The 22,461-nt window shown below is 31.6% G+C and carries 13 protein-coding genes; 3 read left to right on the forward strand and 10 right to left on the reverse strand.

Annotated features, from left to right (window positions below):
- Window positions 1-3 precede the first annotated feature (3 nt).
- From DKT72_RS06710 to gmd, 3 genes are all read right to left on the reverse strand, one after another.
- A complete protein-coding gene (locus DKT72_RS06710) occupies window positions 4-444 on the reverse strand; it encodes a T9SS type A sorting domain-containing protein (RefSeq protein WP_162623257.1) in 441 nt (146 codons plus the stop codon).
- 1,006 nt (window positions 445-1,450) lie between these two features.
- Window positions 1,451-2,533 carry a GDP-L-fucose synthase family protein gene (locus tag DKT72_RS06715; RefSeq protein ID WP_111307968.1) on the reverse strand — a complete coding sequence of 361 codons (1,083 nt, stop codon included), beginning with the start codon at window positions 2,531-2,533 and terminating at the stop codon, window positions 1,451-1,453.
- Window positions 2,534-2,658: 125 nt separating this feature from the next.
- Window positions 2,659-3,771 carry a GDP-mannose 4,6-dehydratase gene (gene gmd, locus DKT72_RS06720; RefSeq protein WP_111307969.1) on the reverse strand — a complete coding sequence of 371 codons (1,113 nt, stop codon included), beginning with the start codon at window positions 3,769-3,771 and terminating at the stop codon, window positions 2,659-2,661.
- A gap of 614 nt (window positions 3,772-4,385) precedes the next feature.
- On the opposite strand from gmd, the gene DKT72_RS06725 reads away from it, so the two are divergent.
- The 3 genes from DKT72_RS06725 to DKT72_RS06735 are packed head-to-tail and all read left to right on the forward strand — an operon-like array spanning window position 4,386 to window position 7,946.
- A complete protein-coding gene (locus DKT72_RS06725) occupies window positions 4,386-5,930 on the forward strand; it encodes an MATE family efflux transporter (RefSeq protein WP_111307970.1) in 1,545 nt (514 codons plus the stop codon).
- Window positions 5,923-6,732: an LbetaH domain-containing protein gene (locus DKT72_RS06730; RefSeq protein WP_111307971.1), complete on the forward strand. Its 810-nt coding sequence runs from the start codon at window positions 5,923-5,925 to the stop codon at window positions 6,730-6,732. Before DKT72_RS06725 ends, DKT72_RS06730 begins: the two co-directional genes overlap by 8 nt.
- Window positions 6,733-6,740: 8 nt before the next feature.
- Window positions 6,741-7,946 carry a DUF2264 domain-containing protein gene (locus tag DKT72_RS06735; RefSeq protein WP_111307972.1) on the forward strand — a complete coding sequence of 402 codons (1,206 nt, stop codon included), beginning with the start codon at window positions 6,741-6,743 and terminating at the stop codon, window positions 7,944-7,946.
- A gap of 300 nt (window positions 7,947-8,246) precedes the next feature.
- Here the strand turns inward: DKT72_RS06735 and DKT72_RS06740 are convergent, their stop codons facing one another.
- The 7 genes from DKT72_RS06740 to DKT72_RS06775 form a co-directional block, all read right to left on the reverse strand.
- On the reverse strand, window positions 8,247-10,973 hold the full coding sequence (locus DKT72_RS06740) for an AMP-binding protein (protein ID WP_111307973.1): 2,727 nt from the start codon (window positions 10,971-10,973) through the stop codon (window positions 8,247-8,249).
- Between the two features lie 669 nt (window positions 10,974-11,642).
- A complete protein-coding gene (locus DKT72_RS06745; RefSeq protein ID WP_111308045.1) occupies window positions 11,643-12,242 on the reverse strand; it encodes an HAD family hydrolase in 600 nt (199 codons plus the stop codon).
- Window positions 12,239-13,123 carry a decaprenyl-phosphate phosphoribosyltransferase gene (locus tag DKT72_RS06750; RefSeq protein WP_111307974.1) on the reverse strand — a complete coding sequence of 295 codons (885 nt, stop codon included), beginning with the start codon at window positions 13,121-13,123 and terminating at the stop codon, window positions 12,239-12,241. Before DKT72_RS06750 ends, DKT72_RS06745 begins: the two co-directional genes overlap by 4 nt.
- Before the next feature lie 7 nt (window positions 13,124-13,130).
- On the reverse strand, window positions 13,131-14,471 hold the full coding sequence (locus DKT72_RS06755; protein WP_162623258.1) for a hypothetical protein: 1,341 nt from the start codon (window positions 14,469-14,471) through the stop codon (window positions 13,131-13,133).
- 187 nt (window positions 14,472-14,658) lie between these two features.
- A complete protein-coding gene (locus DKT72_RS06765; RefSeq protein ID WP_111307977.1) occupies window positions 14,659-17,490 on the reverse strand; it encodes an HAD hydrolase family protein in 2,832 nt (943 codons plus the stop codon).
- A 139-nt stretch (window positions 17,491-17,629) separates the two neighbouring features.
- Window positions 17,630-18,436, reverse strand: a complete 807-nt coding sequence (locus DKT72_RS06770; protein ID WP_111307978.1) for a 4'-phosphopantetheinyl transferase family protein — start codon at window positions 18,434-18,436, stop codon at window positions 17,630-17,632.
- On the reverse strand, window positions 18,408-22,415 hold the full coding sequence (locus DKT72_RS06775; protein WP_111307979.1) for a non-ribosomal peptide synthetase: 4,008 nt from the start codon (window positions 22,413-22,415) through the stop codon (window positions 18,408-18,410). The genes DKT72_RS06770 and DKT72_RS06775 overlap by 29 nt, the downstream gene beginning before the upstream one ends.
- Window positions 22,416-22,461: the final 46 nt, after the last annotated feature.

Genomic DNA, 22,461 nt, shown 5'->3' on the forward strand with positions numbered 1-22,461 from the left:
AGGTTATTCTTTTAATATCTTAAATGTTTTCCAAATTTTGTTTTTAACAAATACTTGAAGTAGATACATTGACGAACTTAAATGACTTAAGCTAATTTGGGTTTTATCATCTTCAATAGTTTGTTGTTGTATTAATTTACCTTGATAGCTAAAGAGCTGGTAGGTATTTTGCCCGTTTTGTAAATCAACGCCTTTCATTGACAAATTTACAAAATCTGTTGTTGGGTTAGGATAAACAGAAATACTGATTTCTGCATTAATGATATCTTGAGGGTTATTAATATTTTCACCACTATCTTCTGCTAAATTACTGTGTTGTACCCCTTGGGCAACATTATACACCGATTCTCCTACATAGGTAAAAAAGACTTGACCAATGGAATATGATACAGACCCTGAACGTCCTAAAGCGTCATTGCCAGTAGCATTTGTATTACTCATCATAGTAGTGTTATTTTGGCTTTCAACTACTACAGATGAAAATAGCATGACAATGAGTATAAGTAAGTTATTAATTTTTGAGAGTCCTTGCTTCACAGTTCATTGGGATATTTAGAAGTTCAATAATCTTTTCGATACAAAATTACCATAAATAAAAAAAATAATCGATGAATGTTGCTTTATTTTCGACGAAGTGCATGTTTGATTTTCGATGAACTGTAATTGATGCTGTTGATAACTAGATTTTCTGAAATTTATTATAAATAAGTACGTATGTTTATAATCTTTAGATGTTTTTTTTTATTATTTTATAAATTTTATGAATTATCTATTTTTTTAATTAATTAGTAGCTAATAATATAAATATGTGCTGTATAAATTGGTTTTAATACATCGATGCAAAAATCATTATATAGGTTCTTAAATCTTGTCAAGTTATGATACCTTAAATAATAAGTTGATTCAAAAATGATACGGTGATAAATGGTTGATATTTAACAAAACTACTTAGATTTCATTGTTTTACGCTGGAATGAATAAGAGAAGTTATTAACAATTTGTTTTTTTATTTAAAATACTATTTGGTATGGGGAAAACTGTAATAGATAGTCTCTGTTGAATTAAAATAAATACTTTCTAAGGTGTAAATTAATGCTTTAATCGGATTTTTTTAACAGTTTGAGGAGGTAAGTATTTGATGTCTTTGATTTATACCTTAATTTTTGAAATATGAGGTCTTAGTTCTAAAAGGCTTAGGCTGCTTGTCAAAATGAAGTTTCTATCAGACAGTATTTGAGTAAAATTAATTAGAATTTAGTTCTCAATGGAAACACCTTATATTTAACTATAGCACTCTATGGAGAGATAACCTAAAAAACATACTGAATAAGCCTAAATGTCATTTCTCATGGCGAAGAGTGAGATAACCTAATCGAGAAGTTATATAACAAAAGTAGCTATAAAATATTTCTAGCCTCATCTATTTGAAACTCATAAATTATCCAAAAAGTTATTGTTTGGTATACCAATTATAAACTGTATGAATTCCTTCTTCAATAGTCACTTTATGTTTCCAGCCCAAGGCATGTAGTTTTGATGGGTCCGTCAATTTTTTCATGGTGCCGTCTGGTTTTTCAGTATTGAAATATAGGGTTCCATTAAATCCAATAATGTCTTTAATAAGAGCAGCCAAATTCTTGATAGATATGTCTATACCAGTGCCAATATTAATATGCGTATTGCGTACATCTTTGGAGTTTGTATAGCAATCTGTGAAATTCCTGTTTTCCATCAAGAATACGCAGGCATCTGCCATGTCTTCACTCCATAAAAACTCGCGCATGGGGTTGCCACTTCCCCAGACTTCCAGTTGTACGGTGTTATGGGTCTGTTTTATGCCATATTTTTCTAGAATACTTAAAATGTGTTCCTTTGATGCTGAACCGTTGATGCCTTTGATAGGCATATTGTTCAAATCTTGACTAATAATTTCCCAATTATTGTCTTCCAAAGCCTTTCCTAAATGTATTTTTCTAATAAGTGCTGGCAGGACATGTGATTTTTCTAAATCAAAATTATCATGGGGTCCATATAAATTAGTGGGCATGACCGATATGAAATTGGTGCCGTACTGTAAATTATAGCTTTCACACATTTTAATGCCCGCTATTTTGGCAATGGCATAAGGTTCATTGGTATATTCCAAAACATCAGTAAGTAAAGAATCCTCTTTCATGGGTTGAGGACAGTTTTTAGGATAAATACAGGTGCTACCTAAAAACATCAATTTTTTTACATCATTCAAATAACTTTGATGAATCACATTATTTTGAATCATGAGGTTTTCATAAATAAAATCAGCTCTATAGGTATTATTAGCTACTATACCACCAACTTTAGCGGCAGCTAAAAAGACATAATCAGGTTTCTCTTCTGAAAAAAATGTGGCGACAGCGAGACTGTCTTTTAAATCAAGTTCGTTATGAGTTCTTGTAATAAAGTTTTGGTAACCTTTAGCTTTAAGATTTTTTAAAATGGCACTACCCACCAATCCTCTATGTCCAGCGATATAAATTTTGGAATTTTTCTCCATGTTAATTTTAATTAATGACCTTATATAAAATTGTCATTTTAAGATATTGATTAAAGTATAGGTATGCTATTTGTTGCATACCTATACGGTAGTATTTAATGGTTTATGGTGTAAGTCGCTTTTAACTATTCAAAATAATTAAATGTTTGGTAGCCGCCATCTTTAAGGTGTTGGTCTTTTTGCATTAAAACAACATCACTGGCCATCATATCTTTAACTAAATCTTTTAAATCATATTCTGGAGTCCATCCCAATTTGGTGTTGGCTTTAGTGGCATCTCCAATAAGTAAATCGACTTCTGTAGGTCTAAAGTATTTAGGGTCTACTGCTAATACTTCTTTACCTATTTCTAGTTGGAATTTTGGATTAGAGCAAGATTTTACATAGCCTTTTTCTTCAATCCCTTCTCCTTTAAATTCTAAAGCGATACCAACCTCATTAAAGGCCATTTTTACAAAATCACGAACAGGTGTAGTGGTGCCAGTAGCAATCACCCAATCTTCTGGCTGTTCTGCTTGAAGAATCATCCACATCATTCTAACATAATCCTTGGCATGTCCCCAATCTCTTTTGGCATCCAAATTGCCTAAATATAATTTATCCTGTAAACCAAGTGCAATACGGGAAGTGGCTCTGGTTATTTTTCTTGTAACAAAAGTTTCTCCACGAATGGGAGACTCATGATTAAATAAAATACCATTACAAGCATACATGCCATAAGCTTCTCTATAGTTTACGGTGATCCAAAACGCATACATTTTAGCGACAGCATAAGGGCTTCTTGGATAAAATGGGGTGGTTTCAGATTGTGGTACTTCTTGTACTTTACCATAAAGCTCAGAAGTTGAAGCTTGGTAAATGCGCGTCTTTTTTTCAAGACCTAACAAACGTACCGCGTCTAAAATTCTTAAAGTACCCAAGCCATCAGCATTACCGGTATATTCAGGTACTTCAAAAGACACTTGAACATGACTCATGGCTGCCAAATTGTAAATTTCGTCTGGTTGTATTTCTTGAATAAGCCTTATCAAGTTGGTACTATCGGTCATATCGCCGTAATGCAATATGAAATTACGGTTTTCTATATGTGGATCTTGATATAAATGATCGATACGATCGGTGTTGAATAATGAGGATCGTCTTTTTAAACCATGCACTTGATATCCTTTTTTTAACAAAAATTCACTTAAATAAGCCCCGTCTTGCCCTGTGACTCCTGTGATGAATGCTACTTTCATATATGTTTAATTTGGTTAAAATAAAAGTGTTGATTCATAAGAAGTACCATTTAAATGGATGACAAGTTATAAATCAAGATGTAAACTTAATAAAATAAAGGAAAGCACTCTCCATGAATGTTGAAAAGTTATTATAATTTACTAAGCTATAATTATTATATAAATTATTCATTAATTTATAAATTTTGAGGAAGGTTTATTGAGAAGTTTTAAACATGGTTAAATAATTTTATTAATAACTTATTATTAGATATTTTTCTAAGTGAGAAATTATTGAGATGCCATACTCTAATTTAAAATTAAACTAAGTCAATTAAAGTATTTGATACCATTAACATCGATAAAAACTAACCGACATATTATTAATAACATAACTGTTACAGGAAAATAATTGTAAAATCAAAAAAATAAAAAGATATTATGGTATGTTTGTTTTTTGAAAATAAAAACAAGTAATTTTGAGTGAAAAAAGGAAATTCAGAGATTTTGAAAAACAATTGTTACACTCCAAATTTCGTATTAAAAAAGCTATTATCAAGAGGTTTAACAAGACTATTTAATAATGTCAGCCAGGATTAATTCTTAAAACTTGAAAATTAAACAATATCGATTGAATGACCACATCAGAAAGTAATAAACGCATCGCAAAAAATACAGCATTACTATATGTACGCATGCTATTTACGATGAGCATTGGCTTTTACACTTCAAGAATAATATTAGATGCTCTAGGCGTTGTTAATTATGGGATTTACAATGTTGTTGGAGGGATTGTTACAACACTTTCTGTTCTTAATGGATCCATGGCAGGGGCGACGCAACGTTGGATTACCGTTGCCTTGGGAGAGGGTAATGTTGACAATTTAAAAAAGGTGTTTTCTATAGGGGTATCCGCACAGGTTATCATTGCGACCATTGTTTTAGTTATCATCGAAACAGCTGGTTTATGGTATCTTTTTAACTATGCCGTGATACCACCTGACCGATTTAATGCCAGTTTTTGGGTATTCCAGATATCGGCAATAACTATGGTGTTGGAAATTATAAATGTGCCATTCACAGGAGCGATTATGGCTCACGAAAAAATGGGTGCCTTTGCTATGATTTCAATTATAGAAGTTGTTATGAAGCTTTTAATTTGTTATTTGCTTTACATCACCTTGCTAGACAAATTAATTGTTTATGCAGTTTTGCTATTTATAACTTATTTAATAATTTTTTTAATTCAAAAGATTTATTGTTATAGAAATTTTATTGAAGCAAGGTTTACATTAGGCTGGGATAAAAAAATTTTAAAAGACATGTGGTCTTTGGCATTTTGGTCTATGTCTGGAAATATTGCTTATGTAGGTTATACCCAAGGGATAACACTGTTGATTAATTTGTTTTTTGGGCCAGCCATGAACGCTGCGATGGCCGTTGCCAACCAAGCGGGCAATATAATCAATCAATTTAGCAGTAATTTTCAAACTGCTATGAACCCTCAAATCACCAAAAATTATGCTAAAGGTAACCTAAAGGACATGCATGATTTAGTTTTTCGATCCGCAAAATTCTCTTATTTTTTAATGTTGATTTTTGTGGTACCTCTTTTTTTTGAAGCACCATTGTTAATTGGTATTTGGTTGAAAGAAGTGCCAGATCATACTGTGAATTTTTTGCGAATTGGTCTTTTTGTTTCTATGCTTATGGCTGTTCGTAATCCACTGATTGTTTCTGCGCAAGCTTATGGGGATTTGAGAAAATACCAATTTGTGGTTATACCTATTTTACTAATGGTTTGCCCTATAAGCTATGTTTTTTTAAAACTAGGAGGATTTCCCGAAATCACGTCTTTGGTGATGCTCTGCATAATGATCATTGCTGTTTTTGCAAGTGCCTATATGCTTAGAGATATGGTCTCTTTAAATTTTAAGGATTTTGTCGAAAAAGTAATATTTAAAGTTTTAATTGTTACTATCTTGTCTTTTATTCCTCCAGCTGTTGTATATGTGATGTTAGAGGAAGGCATTTTACGCTTTTTGATATTAGGTGCTTTATCCTTAGTGACATCTCTTATAAGTATTTATAAAGTAGGATTGACGACCTCAGAACAAATCTTTGTAGTATCTATGATTAAAACAAAAATTACCAAGAAATTGTATAAACCAAATGAATAAAATAATTCGACTTTATAAATTGTTTTATGAAAAACGGTTTCGATTTGTGCTTTGGGGATCTAAAGTAACTGTTGAAGAAGGAGGTGTTTTTGAAATTGGTAAAAATGTTACAATCAAAAACAGTCAGATTTATGTTAAAAAGGGAGCTCGGTTAATTATAGGGGATAACACGTCTTTATCAAAAGTTTCCATTAGTATGATTGTTGGTGAAAAATGTGAGTTATATATTGGAAAGGACTGTAAAATTGAAGCATTTGATTTGAGTTTGACAGCGGGCCGTATTCAAATTGGAGATTATAACATGCTTCAAAAAGGAGATTCGGCTGTAAAACCCCATTTTGAGGTGGAAGGAACATTAACTATCGGGCATTATAATCGTTTACGTTGCTCTATTTGGCTTCGTTTTAACGGTCAAGTTGCGATTGGTTCTCGGAATGCCATTAATGAAGGGACAGAAATAAGATGTGACGAAAAAGTTACAATTGGGGATTATAATCAAATATCATACGATTGCATTTTTTGGGACACCAACACGCACAACCTTTATAAAGCACAAAAGAGAAGGGAGATTACCGATAAACAATATCCCGATTTTGGATTGGAATTTGAAAAGCCAAAAACCCTGCCCATAGCTATTGGCAGTGATTGTTGGATTGGAAAAGCCGTTACTATGTTAAAAGGTACTAAGGTTGAAGATAAATGTATTGTAGGTTATGGTACCTTATTAAGTAACATCTCGATTTCTGAAAACAAAACGATAATGAATCAACCGAATCTAAGAATAATTGACAATCAACTATAATTTAAATAATGCGTAGTAGTTGGGTATCTTCTTTAGAAAAAATCGCTTTTCCTGTATTAAATGCAGCTGCAGCAGATTGCCTAAAAGAAACAATGCCTGTTTATAGAGGAAGAAACGAATTTCAATATTTAGAAGCTGTAGGTAGGATTGTTTGTGGCATAACACCTTGGTTAAATTTACCAAGTGATGAGACTGAAGAAGGAAAACTTCGGGAAAATTATAAAAACCTAACGGTAAACGCTATTAAAAATCTTGTAGAGCCAAAAGCAAATGATTATGTTGACTTTGGTATAGGCGCACAAGCACTTGTAGATGCAGCGTATTTAGCACAAGGCCTTTTAAGAGCTCCTGTATTGTGGGAAGCTTTGGGTACAGAGACCCAAATAAAATTGTTGGCAGAGATGAAAAAAACACGACAATTTAAACCGGCAAAAAACAATTGGCTATTATTCGCTTCCATGATAGAAACATTTTTATTAGTGTATGACAATGCTTTTAATAAAAAAAGATTGTATTATGGTGTAGATAAATTTATAAACGATTATTATTTTGGAGATGGATTTTATGGTGATGGAGCAAGTTTTAGTATGGATCATTATAATAGTTTTGTAATACATCCCATGCTTATAGATATATTAAAATATATGAATACGCACGGACTGAAAAAATCGAATCTGTATCAAGCGAAGCAATTACCAAGGTACAAACGTTATGTTGAAATTCAAGAACGAATGATTTCACCTGAAGGTGCTTATCCTATTTTTGGAAGGACTTTAATTTGTAGGTTTGGCACATTTCATGCCTTGGCTCAAGCATCATTATTGCAATTGCTTCCAGCTAACATACCTTATGCACAAGTTCGCTGCGGGCTAAACGCCGTTTTAAAACGTCAGATGGAAACACTTACTAATTTTGATTCGCAGGGGTTTATGAAAATAGGGTTCAATGGAAAACAAAACCAAATGGCAGAGCATTATGTCTCTTCTGGAAGTCCTTATCATTGCAGCACTATTTTCCTTCCTTTAGGTTTAGATGATCGACACCCTTTTTGGGCTAATAAAGACAGAGAATGGACGTCGTTAAAAGCATTTAATGGACTTGAATTTAATGCAGACCATGCTTATCATGAAAAAAACATAACTAAAGAATTTTTTATGCCATTTGTCTATAAATTTCAATCGGCTTTATTTAAAATAAAAAGATTTTTAAAATAAAATGATTATCCTATAAAGTTTCCAAATCGTAGTTTTTTTTAATTGTTAACGGTTTGTTTTAGATGGAAATTGCATGAATGGTGAGTCACAAATAATAAATATCTAAGAACAACCTTTATCTTAAATTTGTTACGAACTAAAGAAGCACTTTAAATTTTATTACTAAAATCTGCCAATATAAAATTAATGGGAGGGTTAATTTATGAAGCAGTTCAACTCATAAATTAACCTGAAGAATTGTTTCAAACAAGAATCAAAACGTTCAATAAATTTTGTCAAAAAAACCAAGTAATTTAAAGATCAGTAACCTGTAATATACTTGCTTTTAGAAGGAAATACTTTTTTAATAAGTAAAGCAATCAATATGCTAAAAGCAGTGAAGATAAATGCATATAATATCCACATTACAGGTTGCATATATTCAGGTAAAATTAATGAAGGGTGTCTGATAAGATATGCATACGTAAAGTAAATAAACCAATAATGAAGAAAATATACTGCAAAACTTGTTGATGCTAACAAGTCAAGGATAGGGGATTTAATATTTTCATATTTGTGAAGGAATATCATCAAGAAATAACACATACATATTTTCTGAATCAATTGATAATCTATACCATTATATTCAAATAATTTAGAAGCGTCATTGTCAGAACGACCATTAATAAATACCTGAAGAATAGAACATCCGATTACAAAAATCAATAGTAACAAAGATTTGTTTTTTAGGTAATTGTAGATATCTGCTTTATATTTTGAACTTATGATTCCGAGCAGATAAACAGGGGTATAATGGATGAGATTCTGTATAGGATTCCAAAGATTCCATGGACGATGTATTATTAAAGCAGCAGCGAGTAAGAGTAATAATAATATATTTCTAATACTTGTTCGCAATTTTGTAAACCTAATAAAGAGAGGGGTCATTAAAAACATAATGAACATAAAAGGGACAAACCAATAAGGAACAAGAGCCGTTCCTTTTATAAGAGCGGATAATACAGATTTAAAAGAGTTAATTTCATACCCGGTAATTAGCAATTTAGAACCATTTAGGCAATACTGGATTATTATGATGCTAATTGATAAAATAAGGTAGGGAATAACAAGATTTTTTATTTTACCTATAATAAATTTACGGTACTTGAAATTGTTTTCTGAAAAATGATAAAATATAAAACCTGAGATAAAAAAGAAAAGAATGGTATTGTCCCTAACAAAACTCATTATGATTTTCTCAAATTTCGTATTGATATTCCAGGCTATTAAATCAGTATGAGCTAGGACAATAGAAAATATAGCAATAGCTCTGAAGTAATTAATCGAATTCCATGCATTTTCATTCGACTTTTTAGATGATAATTCTTTGTTTAAAGCTGCTTCTTCAAGGTCTTTTATTGTTATAGATTCCCATTTATTTGGAAGGAAACCAATACTTTTCTGTAATTTGACAGATAATGAGACATATCTTAATGAATCTCCGTTAAGAGTTAGGAAGCAATCGTCATCTGCTACTTTTTCATAACCAAGCTCTGACATAAAACATTCTTTAATAGAATGGTTAGGGCTAGCTTCTTTCGTATAGAAAAATGATACTATTTTTTTAAATATATTTTTTGGCTTATTAGTAATATCGGTATCACCAACAATTCTTTTTGCAAAGACACTTAGTTTGGCATAATCAGGCTTTCCTGATGGTAATAATGGAATTTCGTCTTCCTGAATAACGGTAACTATATTTGCTAAGAGTTTATAAGATGAAATTATTAAATCTTTTATTTGTTTTAATTCATTTTTATCGGTAGTCAATACAACCAACTGTTGATCGGTTCCCCCACAAATAACAGATTTACCTTGGCGACGCAGATGAGATTCTACTTCATCAAGATTAATTCTCTGCCCAAAAAGCTTTAGGAAACGACTTTTTCTTCCTACAATATAATATAATCCTTCTTTATTATAACAGGCAATATCTCCTGTCTTGAGTTCATTTATTTGTGAAGGTAAAGAAAGATCGTCACGGTTTAAAGCATATCCCATCATTACATTTGGGCCGTTATAGACTATTTCTCCAGGAGTATCAATTTTTTTAATCTCTTTTTTTCCATCATATAACTTAATTTTACCTCGAGGAATTGGAATTCCCATACAGTTGGGGTAATCCAAAATTTTATCAGAAGGCATATAAGCAATTCGGGCAGTAGCTTCGGTTTGCCCATACATCACATAAAAACGCCGTCTAGTATCTTTAGCGTATTGAGCAAATTTTTTTACAAGTTCAGGCCTTAGCTTTCCTCCTGCCTGGGTGAAATATTGCAATGAAGGCAAAGCCATTTCATAAAAACCTGTTCGATCCAGCATTTCATATACATATGGTACTCCTGCAAAACTGGTAATATTTTCCCGTTTAAATAACTCCCAAAATGAATCATCTATCATAGATTCATCAGTAACAACTATGCTAGCTCCACTAGCTAAATGAGAATTCAAGATAGATAATCCATATGAATAGTGTAAAGGAAGATTGGTAATAGTTTTTTGTGAAACATCTAGATTAAGATATTCTACAATTGATTGAGCATTTGCATTCAGATTATCAGCACTAAGTCGAATGTATTTGGGACTACCTGTTGAACCAGAAGAACTAAGCAAAAGAGCTAATTCAGGAGAAAAATGATTCGACGGGACATTATTATTTAAATTGTAATGTAGAACAAATTTACCGTCCGATTTTTCATATACTATATCAGGAGCATAAGCTTCTTTTATTTGTGCAGTAAGTTCACGGTTTTCAGGATAAACCAGCATTGCAGGATGATTTCCTCTTAAACATGCTAAATATGCTATGATAGGATCAAGTTCATTAGCCATTTCAATCAGCACTAATTTTTTTTCACTGGGCAATTTTTTCAGAAAATTATCAGCTAAGTCAGCAAGTTCTGCATATGAAAGACTCGTTTTATCTTTGAGAATTAATGCCGTATTGCTTGAAAATAACTCTAAATCATTAAAAAAATATTTTATCATCGTGAAACTATCTATAAAGTGGAACTAGACCCTGCCGTTTCGGCATTACCAATAATTAAGGATTAAATATATTAAATTTCATCAGTTAGTAATTGTTAAGCATGGAAAAAGTGAAAAGAATAAGATCGTCATATTACCCAAATCTGTAAATACTCATTTAAATAATGATTTGAGTTAAGGAAAAGTATTGTATAATAAATATTTTATTAAGGAACGCTAATATAGTTTGTATTTGCCAAGGGTATACGACTTGTATAATGGTTCATATAGATTATAATAGAACTAGTCTTAATATGTTGTATAGGCTTAATGTTGAGGTTTATGGTTTTAAAATTAATTAAAATCAGGATTTTAGAAGTGAAAACAATAATCAGATATCCAGAGATCCAACATAATACCTTGGAAATGAATGTGATTTTATCATGCCCCATGCCTGTAATTCTTTCAGGTATATCAAAAAGCAGTTGACTTGAAGGAGGATATTGGAGTTTCACACATAAATAGGAATATCAGGAAATTATTAATGTCAGTTGTATTTTATTGCATGAGTACGGTTCTTGTGACCTATTAAATATTGGAATGGACTAAAAGCTTTTAAAAATAATGCACAAAGTAGTATTAATATAATCTATTATGAAAGTAATAATTTTGGAAATGAGTATCTAGTTTTTATTTAAATTTATTATAGTAACCTTTATCTGATATTTCTATTAGCTCCTTATCTCCACGACTATCGCCGTAAGCAATAAGTCTATATTCTTTTCTGTTAGGAAATATCTCCAATAGTCTGTTAACTTTTTCTTGTCCGAAACAGTTTTTTGAAACAAATTTTCCTGTAAGGATGTTAGTTGTATTCTTTTCTATTTTTGTGGCTAAAACCATATCTGCACCAGCTTTTTCTGCCCATGGTTTAATCCAATTTTCGATGGAGGCACTAATAATAATAACTCTATGCCCATTCTTTTTATGCAGTTTTATTGCTTCCAATGCTTTAGGACGGATTATTCCATCAATTTCTGAACTAAATGTATGGCCCCAATTATCGAACTTTTCAACCGAAATACCTTTGTAAAAAAAAGAAAATAATAGCTGTTTAACTTTCCAATTTTGATATAACTTCAATTTCATAGCTACGATCAAAGGCGAAAAAAGTAAAAAACCGAAAAAGAAAGAAAGTTTTCCTTTACTGAATTTTATAAATAGGAGCAAAGTGTCTTTCGTAGTAATTGTCCCGTCAAAATCAAAAACAGCTATTGTTTCTTTTTTCATAAATAAATTATGAATGAAAACATTATTATCCACCCCACAATACAAGCTTGTATAAACCGATCTTTTAACAAAACTTTAGTGGGATTACCACTTTTGGTATCTACAATTGTAACTTGCAGGTATCGGATGATTCCTGTGAGCACAAAAAATGTTGTGGTGTATACATATCTAGATTTAAATTGTTCAATTACATTGGGCGAAATAGAATACATAATATAAGCAATTATGATTATAGTTGATATTACAGTTATTACCTGGTTTAAAAAATCTATATTATACCTTAAAATGTTTTTACGATGTATTACACCAGAGTTATTATACAAAATTACATCATCTCGCCGTTTGGCAAATGCAAGAAATAATGCAATTAGAAAAGTCATTATTACAATCCACTCTGAAAGCATAATGTTAGTGGCTTTACCTCCAACTATTATTCTCAAAACAAATCCAATCGAAACAATTAACACATCAATTATAGGATAGCTTTTCAGTTTCATGCAATAGGCAATGTTCATGCAAAAGTAAAATCCTATTAATGCCATTAACATATAACGTTGATTACCTGCAAAAAAATAAAGAATTAGCATGGATAGAAGTAAACAAAACATCATAACAACATAGGCCGTTTTTATCGAAACTTTGTTCGAAGCAATTGGACGTTTACATTTTTTAGGATGCAATCGGTCAGCTTCAACATCGTAAATATCATTAAAACAATAAATTGAACTTGCTGCCGCTGAAAATGCAAAAAATGCTACAGTGGTTTGGACTAGTAAGTCTATATGTAGCATTTGTCCACTAAAAAATAATGGTAAAAAAATAAATGTGTTCTTTACCCATTGTTCAGGACGAATTAGTTGAATAGTATATTTTAACTTCATAATTAAATTATAAGATATTTAGTAAAAAATCTTTTAGTAAGATAATTGGTTTTGAAATTAGCCATAATATATTATATAACATCGTAGTTCCGTATGCCCAATTAATCATCCAAGTATACTTCGAGATTCCTATAAACATCATTAAGAAAACAAGAGAAGTCTTTGTTGGACGTAAAAGATTTGATAGTAATAAATTGATGCGTTCCGTAAAGCGAATAAATACAGATGGGAATAATTTTGCAAGGTTGTCTTTCGGTATTATTAAGAATATAGCAAAAGAACTTGCTATCCAATAAAAAATTATTCGAATATAATCGCATGAAAGTATAAGAAATATTGGGGATAAGCAAAAAAGTTGAAAAAGTAGAACAGTTGACAAATTAATTTTATCTCTATCCGTGAAAACCCTTTTGTCTTTCCTAAAAACCATCAATGCATTTGTTACAATATAATAAACAACCGGAAAAGTAATCGTCCAAATCCAAATCGAAATAATACCATCTTGTATTGCAAAGAAATTTAATTTAATATGGTATACGACCGTATCATTTAATGACCATCCAAGAGCATTCACAGCATTACTGGATGGTCCATAATCATTCACATACTTATTAAATTGTAACGGTTCATTGCTAACAAATGAAGCCCATGAATTCCAAATCGAATTTATCATTTCATGATTCCCATGAAAATATAAAGTGCTAAGAAATGCAAATATACTTGGCAATAAAAAAGCTAAAGACAAAGTAATAGATTTGAAAATGCCTTTGTTTTTATATTGATTACACAAAAGCAAGTATAAAATAGGTATAGAAAAAAAAGCAAAAACTTCGTGACTCAATATGATAAATGTAGTCAAAAAATTGACAACAATAAATTTCATTATGAGTGATAAATTGTTTTTATATAATAAAAATATAATTGGAATAAAAAAACAGAAAAAGAGATAATCTTTTCTAATCCAATCATTTGAAAAAATGCCTGAGCCTAGAAAAAAACACAATGGTAAAATATATAGTGAATATCCTTTCTTTAAAAAAGCTCTAATAAAGAAAATGGAAACCATTACTAGGCAAATAAAACAAATAATTTTTATTGTCCATTCAACATTGATATTAAAGTTTCGAGCTATAAAAAATAAAATTTCGCCTGTTAAACCTCGACGTACAAAACCACCTTGGTAGTTGACTAAAAATTCAGAAATATTCCAACTATCATATGTATATGTTGCAAACAATTGCTTAATAAAAAGGCGCAATAATGACAGTGAAAAGAGGATGTAACTTGCATCTAAGAGAATTTGTTTGATATTATTTCTCGTGAAAATATTTTGTAATCTTGTTTTCATTTAATTAAATATTTTTTATTCACTTTAGATGGCTATTTGTCTTAGCAGGAGCTTCATGGTTCCTGTAATTTTATCCTATTTCAAACTGTTTTCATTTTTGTTAAATGGCTACCAAGTGATTAAATATCTTATTTAAACCAATCAATTCAAGAGATTTTTTTTTAACAAGAGTAACATATTTTATTGGTTAAAGAAAATGATCTTTGAAAGCCCCAAATAGATTTTCATTGAAAATGGCTTCCAATAGTCGTCGAGGTTTCGACTTTTCCACATCAGAAAGCATATCAAATAGTATCTTATTGTGTTCCTTTTGTTTAAAACTCGGCTTTTCGTCAAGGCGGGTCTTTCCTCCATTCGTCTGAATAATGTGACGTACTATTTCCAGAAGGCCTAGCTGAAACGGTTTATCAACGACATGACATCCTATTTGTATCGCAGCGTTTCTGACATTTGTATGTGATGGCGCATAGGAATGATTGGCAACTCGAAACATTGATAAATCAGGCTCGGTATCTCCAATGGCTATAGTATTACACGTACTGCAATTGAGGAATTGAAGAAGGGCCATCATGCCTGTGCCTTTATCAATCCCTGGAGAGAGTATCGCTGTATCGGTACTAGTTTGATGGGCATAAAGATCTTCAGCCTCACATTGAGCCAAAACACTATTAACAAGCTCCGATGGAACAGGGATGGTTCCAGTAATACTGTCGCCATATTTAAAAGCTTTAATAGAATATTTGTAGTAAGGATTTGTAAAGACACCAGGTATGTCTTCTAGAGCTAATTTTACCCGTTCTATTTTAGTCAAAGTCTCCGCACTAACCAATATTTGTTCTTTATCTGTAGCGGCATCCCAAATATAGCTTCCTGATTCGGCAACGCCTCCTAAAAAGCCATAAGCCTTACAATATTCTTTAACATCATATACAGAGCGGGCAGTATTCAAAACAATAGGATATCCATTCATATGAAGTAAAGAAAGTGCTTCAATACCTGATGGCGTATTTGATGGGATACCTATGATGTGCTGATCTATAACTCCATCCACATCAGAAACTACAATGGTGTTAAACGGCGATTTGGCTTCTAATTTTGGAACAAAAGACGCGGTGTATCTAGCTAATTGAATCATTGTAAAAGTCCAAGCTTTTATAAAATCATCACTATACTCTCGGTGACGAGAACTTAGTTTGTTATCATGAAGTCTAAATCTGCTCTGTTGCATACTCCATAAGCCTGTTAATACTTTATAAAGAGTAATTCGCTCAGCAATGTTTATGTCTCCAGAAATACTCATATACATTTGCATTAAGTCCATTTCTTCCTGTTCAGACAGTTCAAAAGAGAGTACACTATTTGCTAAATCATAGGCAGGATCTGTTACATTAACTTCAATTTTTCCAAGACCATGTTGTGCATAATCAGTTTTTACTAGTTCAAATTCATGTTTCAACCAATCTGCTATGCGCATATTACCATCAATAAGACATGCATTAGGACATGTTAAAGTAGACAATCTATAATTAAACGCCTTTCTTTTCAAACTATTGGTAATTCTCCCTAAAAGTGTTGTAGAATGATTCCTGTATACGAGCAACATTCCTACTTGTGTCTCGGAAATAAACGATGAAGGATCTTCTTCGAAAGATAACCCTTTAACACGAGCTGCTAGATATTCTGAAACAATCTCAATGATCTTATTTCGGTCTATTTTCTTTGCACTATTTGGACTGTTTTCAATCCATTCATAATATAAAATACCATCCCGTAATCCCAATATTGATGGAACAAAACCTTTAAGACAATTGGCAGCAAAAAATTCACGATAGGACTGCCAACCCCAACCAACACTTTTTGCAACGATGTACTGTATTTCTACTTCACCCGATTGTCTTTCTAATTGAACACCATATACACGCTTTAAATGTTCTGTCCAACTATTTTCTGATTGATTGCTAAGTGTTTCATTGAATTTATGGACATTGGTATCAGTAATAAGGGTTGCTTTTTTATAATCACGTGCAAGAAAATATTCTTCCAACTGTTTTTCAACTTCATCTTTTTTGAGTCTTCCATATTTAAAATATTCATCAGGAGAGGAGGTGATAAAATGGCAACCCTTTAAAGCGGAAGGTGCTTCCGTTTTATTCAAGTCTGTTGCAGAAGGATGCAGAGGGAACAACACACTAACAGATTGGCGTTGAACTTTTAATTCATCAAGTATTTTTACACAGATTTTAAGGGTTAATCCCACATATATAGGTTCGTCAATAATAACGATATTCCCATCTAGATTTACAAATTCTTGAATTTTTTCTTTTTCATTTCGACTAGCCCCCTTTTTTGGTCGAAGGGTTACCATACTAATATTATTATAGCCGCGTTTAGCCAAATCTGCACGAAGGACAGGAGCAAAGTAGGATCCTGCAGAGCGAAGGCCTATAATCAAGATAGGTTTATTTTTATCTGTGTTTTCTAAACAGTATTTTTTGCTCAATGTTAAGACATCATAAGGTGTCAAATCCTGACAACGGAAGGCTCTTGGGCTAGTAACGGCTTGATTCAACATTTTTTTAGGCAAGACAGTTCTCGAAAGATCTGCAAGTTCTAATGCAGCACTTTTACAGAAGTTTCGATCAATGGAACCCTCTATTAAATAGCTGTCTAAAAGAGAAGCAATCGTATCTTCCCATCTTATACGCCACTGCAACAAGGATTTAAGGGGAATTTGACGATATCTTTTTTTATTTAAAAAATCATCAGTAGAACAGGAAACAGCACATGCTAGGGAAAAAATAGTCATGATGCTTTCATTTATTTGCCAAGACCCTTCCATTTTTTCCAACCCCTTAGCTTCCCTCCGAATTATATCCATAACTTGAGATACCTTTGGATATGGATTTAAGCACCAAGAATAGTTGCTGTAGAATCTCTGTTCTGAATCAATGAAGCCACTTCTTGAATCAAAACTTTTATGATCTATATATGTTTTTTGATCAACTACTTTTTTTTTCATTCCATACTTTTTTTGTGATTAAATTAATATTATATAAATAACAAAGTCCACATAAGTAGTGAACTTTAATTTAATATTAAAGTTTTGAATCAATAAATTTCATAATGGATTTTAATTGTTTTACATAGGTAAAGATTTATCACATTTTTTTAAGCCATAACGCTTTTAAGTCTTTTATTTTATTAGGTAAAGTGAATACTAATATTTTTTCTGGATTTGGTACTTTTACTTCATAGGCCACCGCACCTATATAGTTGTCATCTATTTCAAATCCATGTATTTGCCAGCTTTTTTCTGACCCGGTTAGGGAGGAATCTATAACATGAGCTCCATTAAGACTAGGGAATTTTGAAAAATCGTCATCTATGCCTTTGCCTAATGCCTTTACAAAAGCTTCTTTACGTGTCCACAAGCTGTAAAAAGCATGATTTTTATTAGTTGCATTTTGAATAAAGGATGTTTCTTTATCACTATATATATGCAGAAGAGAATTTACTAAATCATAATTTTCAGTAATCTGTTCAATATCTATACCAATACTGCGATTAGCTATTGAAATAAGAGCAAAGTCTCCAGAATGAGAAATATTGAAAAATGTAGAGGGATGTATTGATAAATATGGTTTTTTATTAGTATGGTAATCAAGTTTTATTTTATGTATATCTATTTCCGTATGAATAGACAAAATTAATTTAAGCAAACCTCTGCAAATTATAAATCTATTCTTGTCTATTTCTTTGTAAAACTTATTTGATCTGTCAATTTCTTTTGGATCCAAAAAACAAAATAATTCATTTAAAATGTTTAAAAAATCTGGTAAATAAATTTTGTAAATAATTATTTCTGAACCTTTATGATTTATGGATGATTTCAATAAATCAGAAGCAATTAACTTGCCATAATAGTTGCAAAATATATTAGTTTTCAAATTTAGAACTTCGTTCATCTAAAACATTTTGCAAAATTAAAGCAGCTTCTTTATCAAAAGGTGGTGAAAAAATTTCAGCATGATTTCCTGGAACTTCATGTATACTTATTCCTTTTAATGTTATAGGTTTCCAGCCTAGATACATGGTGTCATGCATATAATGAGATTGACTTTTTGCTCTAAACAAATCAATTTCAATAGGTAAAGGAGTAAGATGGTATTTATCTCTTACCATTTCTGTTACCTTAAAATTATCTTGTATGTATTCTGGATTGATGTGTTTGTTTTTTTTGAATTTGTTATAATAAAATTGAAATAAACGTTCTTTTTTTCCATTAATCCTACTCTTTAAATAGCTCTTGCTTTTGAAAATTAATTTTAAATCATATAGTCTCCAATTAATTTGATAAACAGAAGATTCTATTTTTTTACGTAAAGGAGATTTGTAATAATAATATGGATAAACGTAACTGTCAAGCATTGCTAATACACTCACTTTTTTACCCTGATTAATCAATTGTTTTGCCATTTCAAAGGCTATAATACCGCCAAAAGAATATCCAGCTAAAGCATAAGGCCCATTTGGGTTTTTCTTAATAATACTAGATATATAGTGTTGTGCAATTTCCTCGATTGAATTATAGGGTTCGTTATCACTATTAACTCCTGTACCTTGAATTCCGAAAACGGGTTGATCATCATCAAGATGTTTTGACAAGTCAATGAATTTTAAAACGTTTAATCCAGCACCATGAATAATATAAAGTGGGGTTTTTGTACCTTTGGGCTTTATAGGTACTAATGAATCCCAAGTTACTGATTCATTATCCTTTTCTAATAATTGGGCTAACTTTTCGACAGTCGAATATTCAAATAAAGAAGACAAGGGTAGTCTTTTTCCAGTTTCTGTTTCTAGTTTATTCATAACCTTCACAGCAATTAATGAATGGCCTCCGAGTTCAAAAAAGTTACTAAAAATATCTACTTTCTCAACTTGAAGAGCTTCTTGCCAAATATCTGCTACAATTTCTTCTGCCTTATTTCTAGGAGCCGTGTATTCTGAAATTATATTCTTTGGAGTCTCTGATTGTAATAATAATAAAGCTTTACGATCAATTTTACCGTTTAATGTCTTGGGTAATGCTTCCAAAATATTGTACTCTTGAGGTATAAGATGCTCTGGTAATTGAGTTTTTAAAGAGTCACGCCATTGTTTGGTAATATCATTTGGAATGTTGTTGCCTTTATTAGAAACAATATAGGCAATGAGACGATCAGAATTAGCAACCACTACAACATCTTGTATGTCTTCTAACAATGATATAGCATGTTCTATATCTCCTAATTCGATTCGATGACCTCTAATTTTTATTTGTTGATCGGTTCGACCTAAACATTGAAATTCTCCATTAGGAAGCAATTTACCCAAATCTCCGGTACGATAAAGAATAGCATTTTCATTAGTTGAAAATGGATTTACAATAAATTTTTCATTAGTTAGTTCTAGTCGATTCCAATAACCTTGAGAAACTCCGTCACCAGAAATACATATTTCGCCAATAGCTTCAGGGGGTAAAAGTTGATTATTTTCATCTAATATGTAAATTTGAGTATTGGCAATAGGTTTACCTATGGTAATTAACTCGTCATTTTTATGTATTTGCTTTATGGCTGACCAAATAGTAGTTTCAGTAGGACCATACATGTTCCAAAGTGAATCACATTTTGATAGTAGATTATTTGCCAGATTAAAAGGCAAAGCTTCTCCACCACATAGTGCTTTAATTGGTAAAGGATGTTCCCATCCAGAATCTAACAACATCTTCCACGTAGTGGGCGTTGCTTGCAACATAGTTATAGCTTCACTTTGCAATAAATCAAGAAGTAACCGTCCATCTCTTGCCGTGTCATTATCAGCTAATATTAGAGTAGCTCCACTTAATATTGGTAAAAATAATTCAAGACCAGCAATATCAAAAGATATGGTGGTAATAGAAAGAAATCTATCATTGTTAGAAATGCCCGGCTTGAGTTTCATACTAAACAGGAAATTTACCAGATTTTTGTGAGAGATTGGTACGCCTTTAGGTTTGCCTGTGGAACCTGAGGTATACAATATATAAGCCAAAGATTCTGGTTTAATATCTAGTTTTAATGGTGTTAAAGGGTAATCTGTTAAGACATCTAGAGCGTCCTCTATTATTAATTTAATTGATTCTGAAGGCAATAAGTTTGATAGCTCGTTTGTAGTAATCAAAAACTTAGATTTAGAATCGCTTAGCATGAATTCTAATCGTGATTTAGGATAAGCAGGGTCTAATGGTATGTAGGCAGCACCACATTGTAAAATTGCAAGTAAAGTAATTAGTAATTCTGGACTACGATGCATAGCTACAGCAGCAAAATCCCCAGGGCCTAGACCCTGTGCTTGAAAATAATATGCTAATTGATTGGCTTTATTTTGTAAGTCTGCGTATGTTGTCTTTGTTTTATTAAATTCTAAAGCAACATCATTTGGAGTTGAATTAGCTTGCTCAATAAGTAATTCATGCAGAGCTTTTTTTGGATAAGTAGCTTCAGTATTGTTTAGCGTATAGTAAATATCTTTTTTGTCACTATTTATTATTTCTGATAAAGGTTTGTCTGGATTTAATATAAGTTTATTAAGAAGATCCTCAAATGAGGTCATCATTTGTTTTATAGTATCAGGTTTGAATAGTTTTGTATTATAATTCCAAAGGAAAGAAGGACCATTTTTTGCTCTAAAAGCATAAAGTTGAAGTTCGAATGTTCCGTAGAACCTTGGGCCAATATTAAACTTATGTGAAAGTCCTGAAAATGAAAATGAAGTTTCTACATCATTATTTAGGTCTACCGTTAGTATAACAGGAACTAAAGGAACTCTTGAGGGGTCACGAGCTATATTAAGTTTTTGGAGTATATGGCCAAAACTAACTTGTTGATTTTCATAAGCATCAAATAAATCATTATTTCTCTGTTTTAAATAGTCATGAAAGTTGTTTTGACTATTAATGTTGCTTCGTAATGGTAGTAAATTAGCTGCGTTACCAATCATTTGTCTCATGTGGTATAACGCACTTGCTGAAAATGGAAATCCTACAATTAAATCATTTTTTCCAGTGAGTTGGTATAGAAATACCTCAAACGCAGAAAGCATGGTAGTAACTAAGCTGCAGCCAGACTTTATTCCTAACTTTTTTAATGATTCAATAATAGTATTATCTAGAGGTAATACAATACGATCACAATTATAAGTACGTAAAGGAGGGCGTACATAATCTATTGGTAAATCTACTATAGGTGGCGATTTCTCATACATATTTAGCCAAAACTTTTCTAAGTCCTTGTAATCATCACTTTCTGCGAATGAATTTACTTTTTTTGCAAAAACATGAAATGGTATGGCATCAGGAAGCACTGGGCTTTTATTTTCTACATATGCTGAGTAAAGAATGCTTAATTCTTCCATTATAATATCAGTACTTAATCCATCGGCAATAATATGATGTTGTGTTAATACTAATATATGCTCTAAATCATCACATTTTATTATTTTAACCCTAAACAAAGGGCCATTTATTAAGTCGAATATGAATGTAGCTTCTTCTTTAATTAAATTATTTTTGGACTGCTCTTTTTCAGTACCACCTAGATTCGAAATATCGTTATATGAAATCTCAATATCAAGGCTTTTATAAACACTCATTAAACCCCCATCGGAGCTAAAAGAAGCTCGTAACGATTCATGCCGTTGTACAAGAGTTTTAACTGCATTTTGTAATGCATTTAAAACCAAATTACCCTTAAGAGTTATATAAACGCATAAGTCATATGCTCTGTTAGCATCATCACCTCCCCAAATACAATCCGACCAAATATCTAACTGCGATTCGGTAGTCTTAATTACACGTTCTAATTCAGGTCCTGAAAAAGGGTTAAATTGAGTTTTATTTTCTAATTGAGATTGATTATTCATAATTTGAGCAAATGTGGTGCTGTATAATTTGTTTATTTGAAAATAA

Source organism: Confluentibacter sediminis (assembly GCF_003258355.1).
In the GTDB taxonomy this organism is placed as follows: Bacteria; Bacteroidota; Bacteroidia; order Flavobacteriales; family Flavobacteriaceae; genus Confluentibacter; species Confluentibacter sediminis.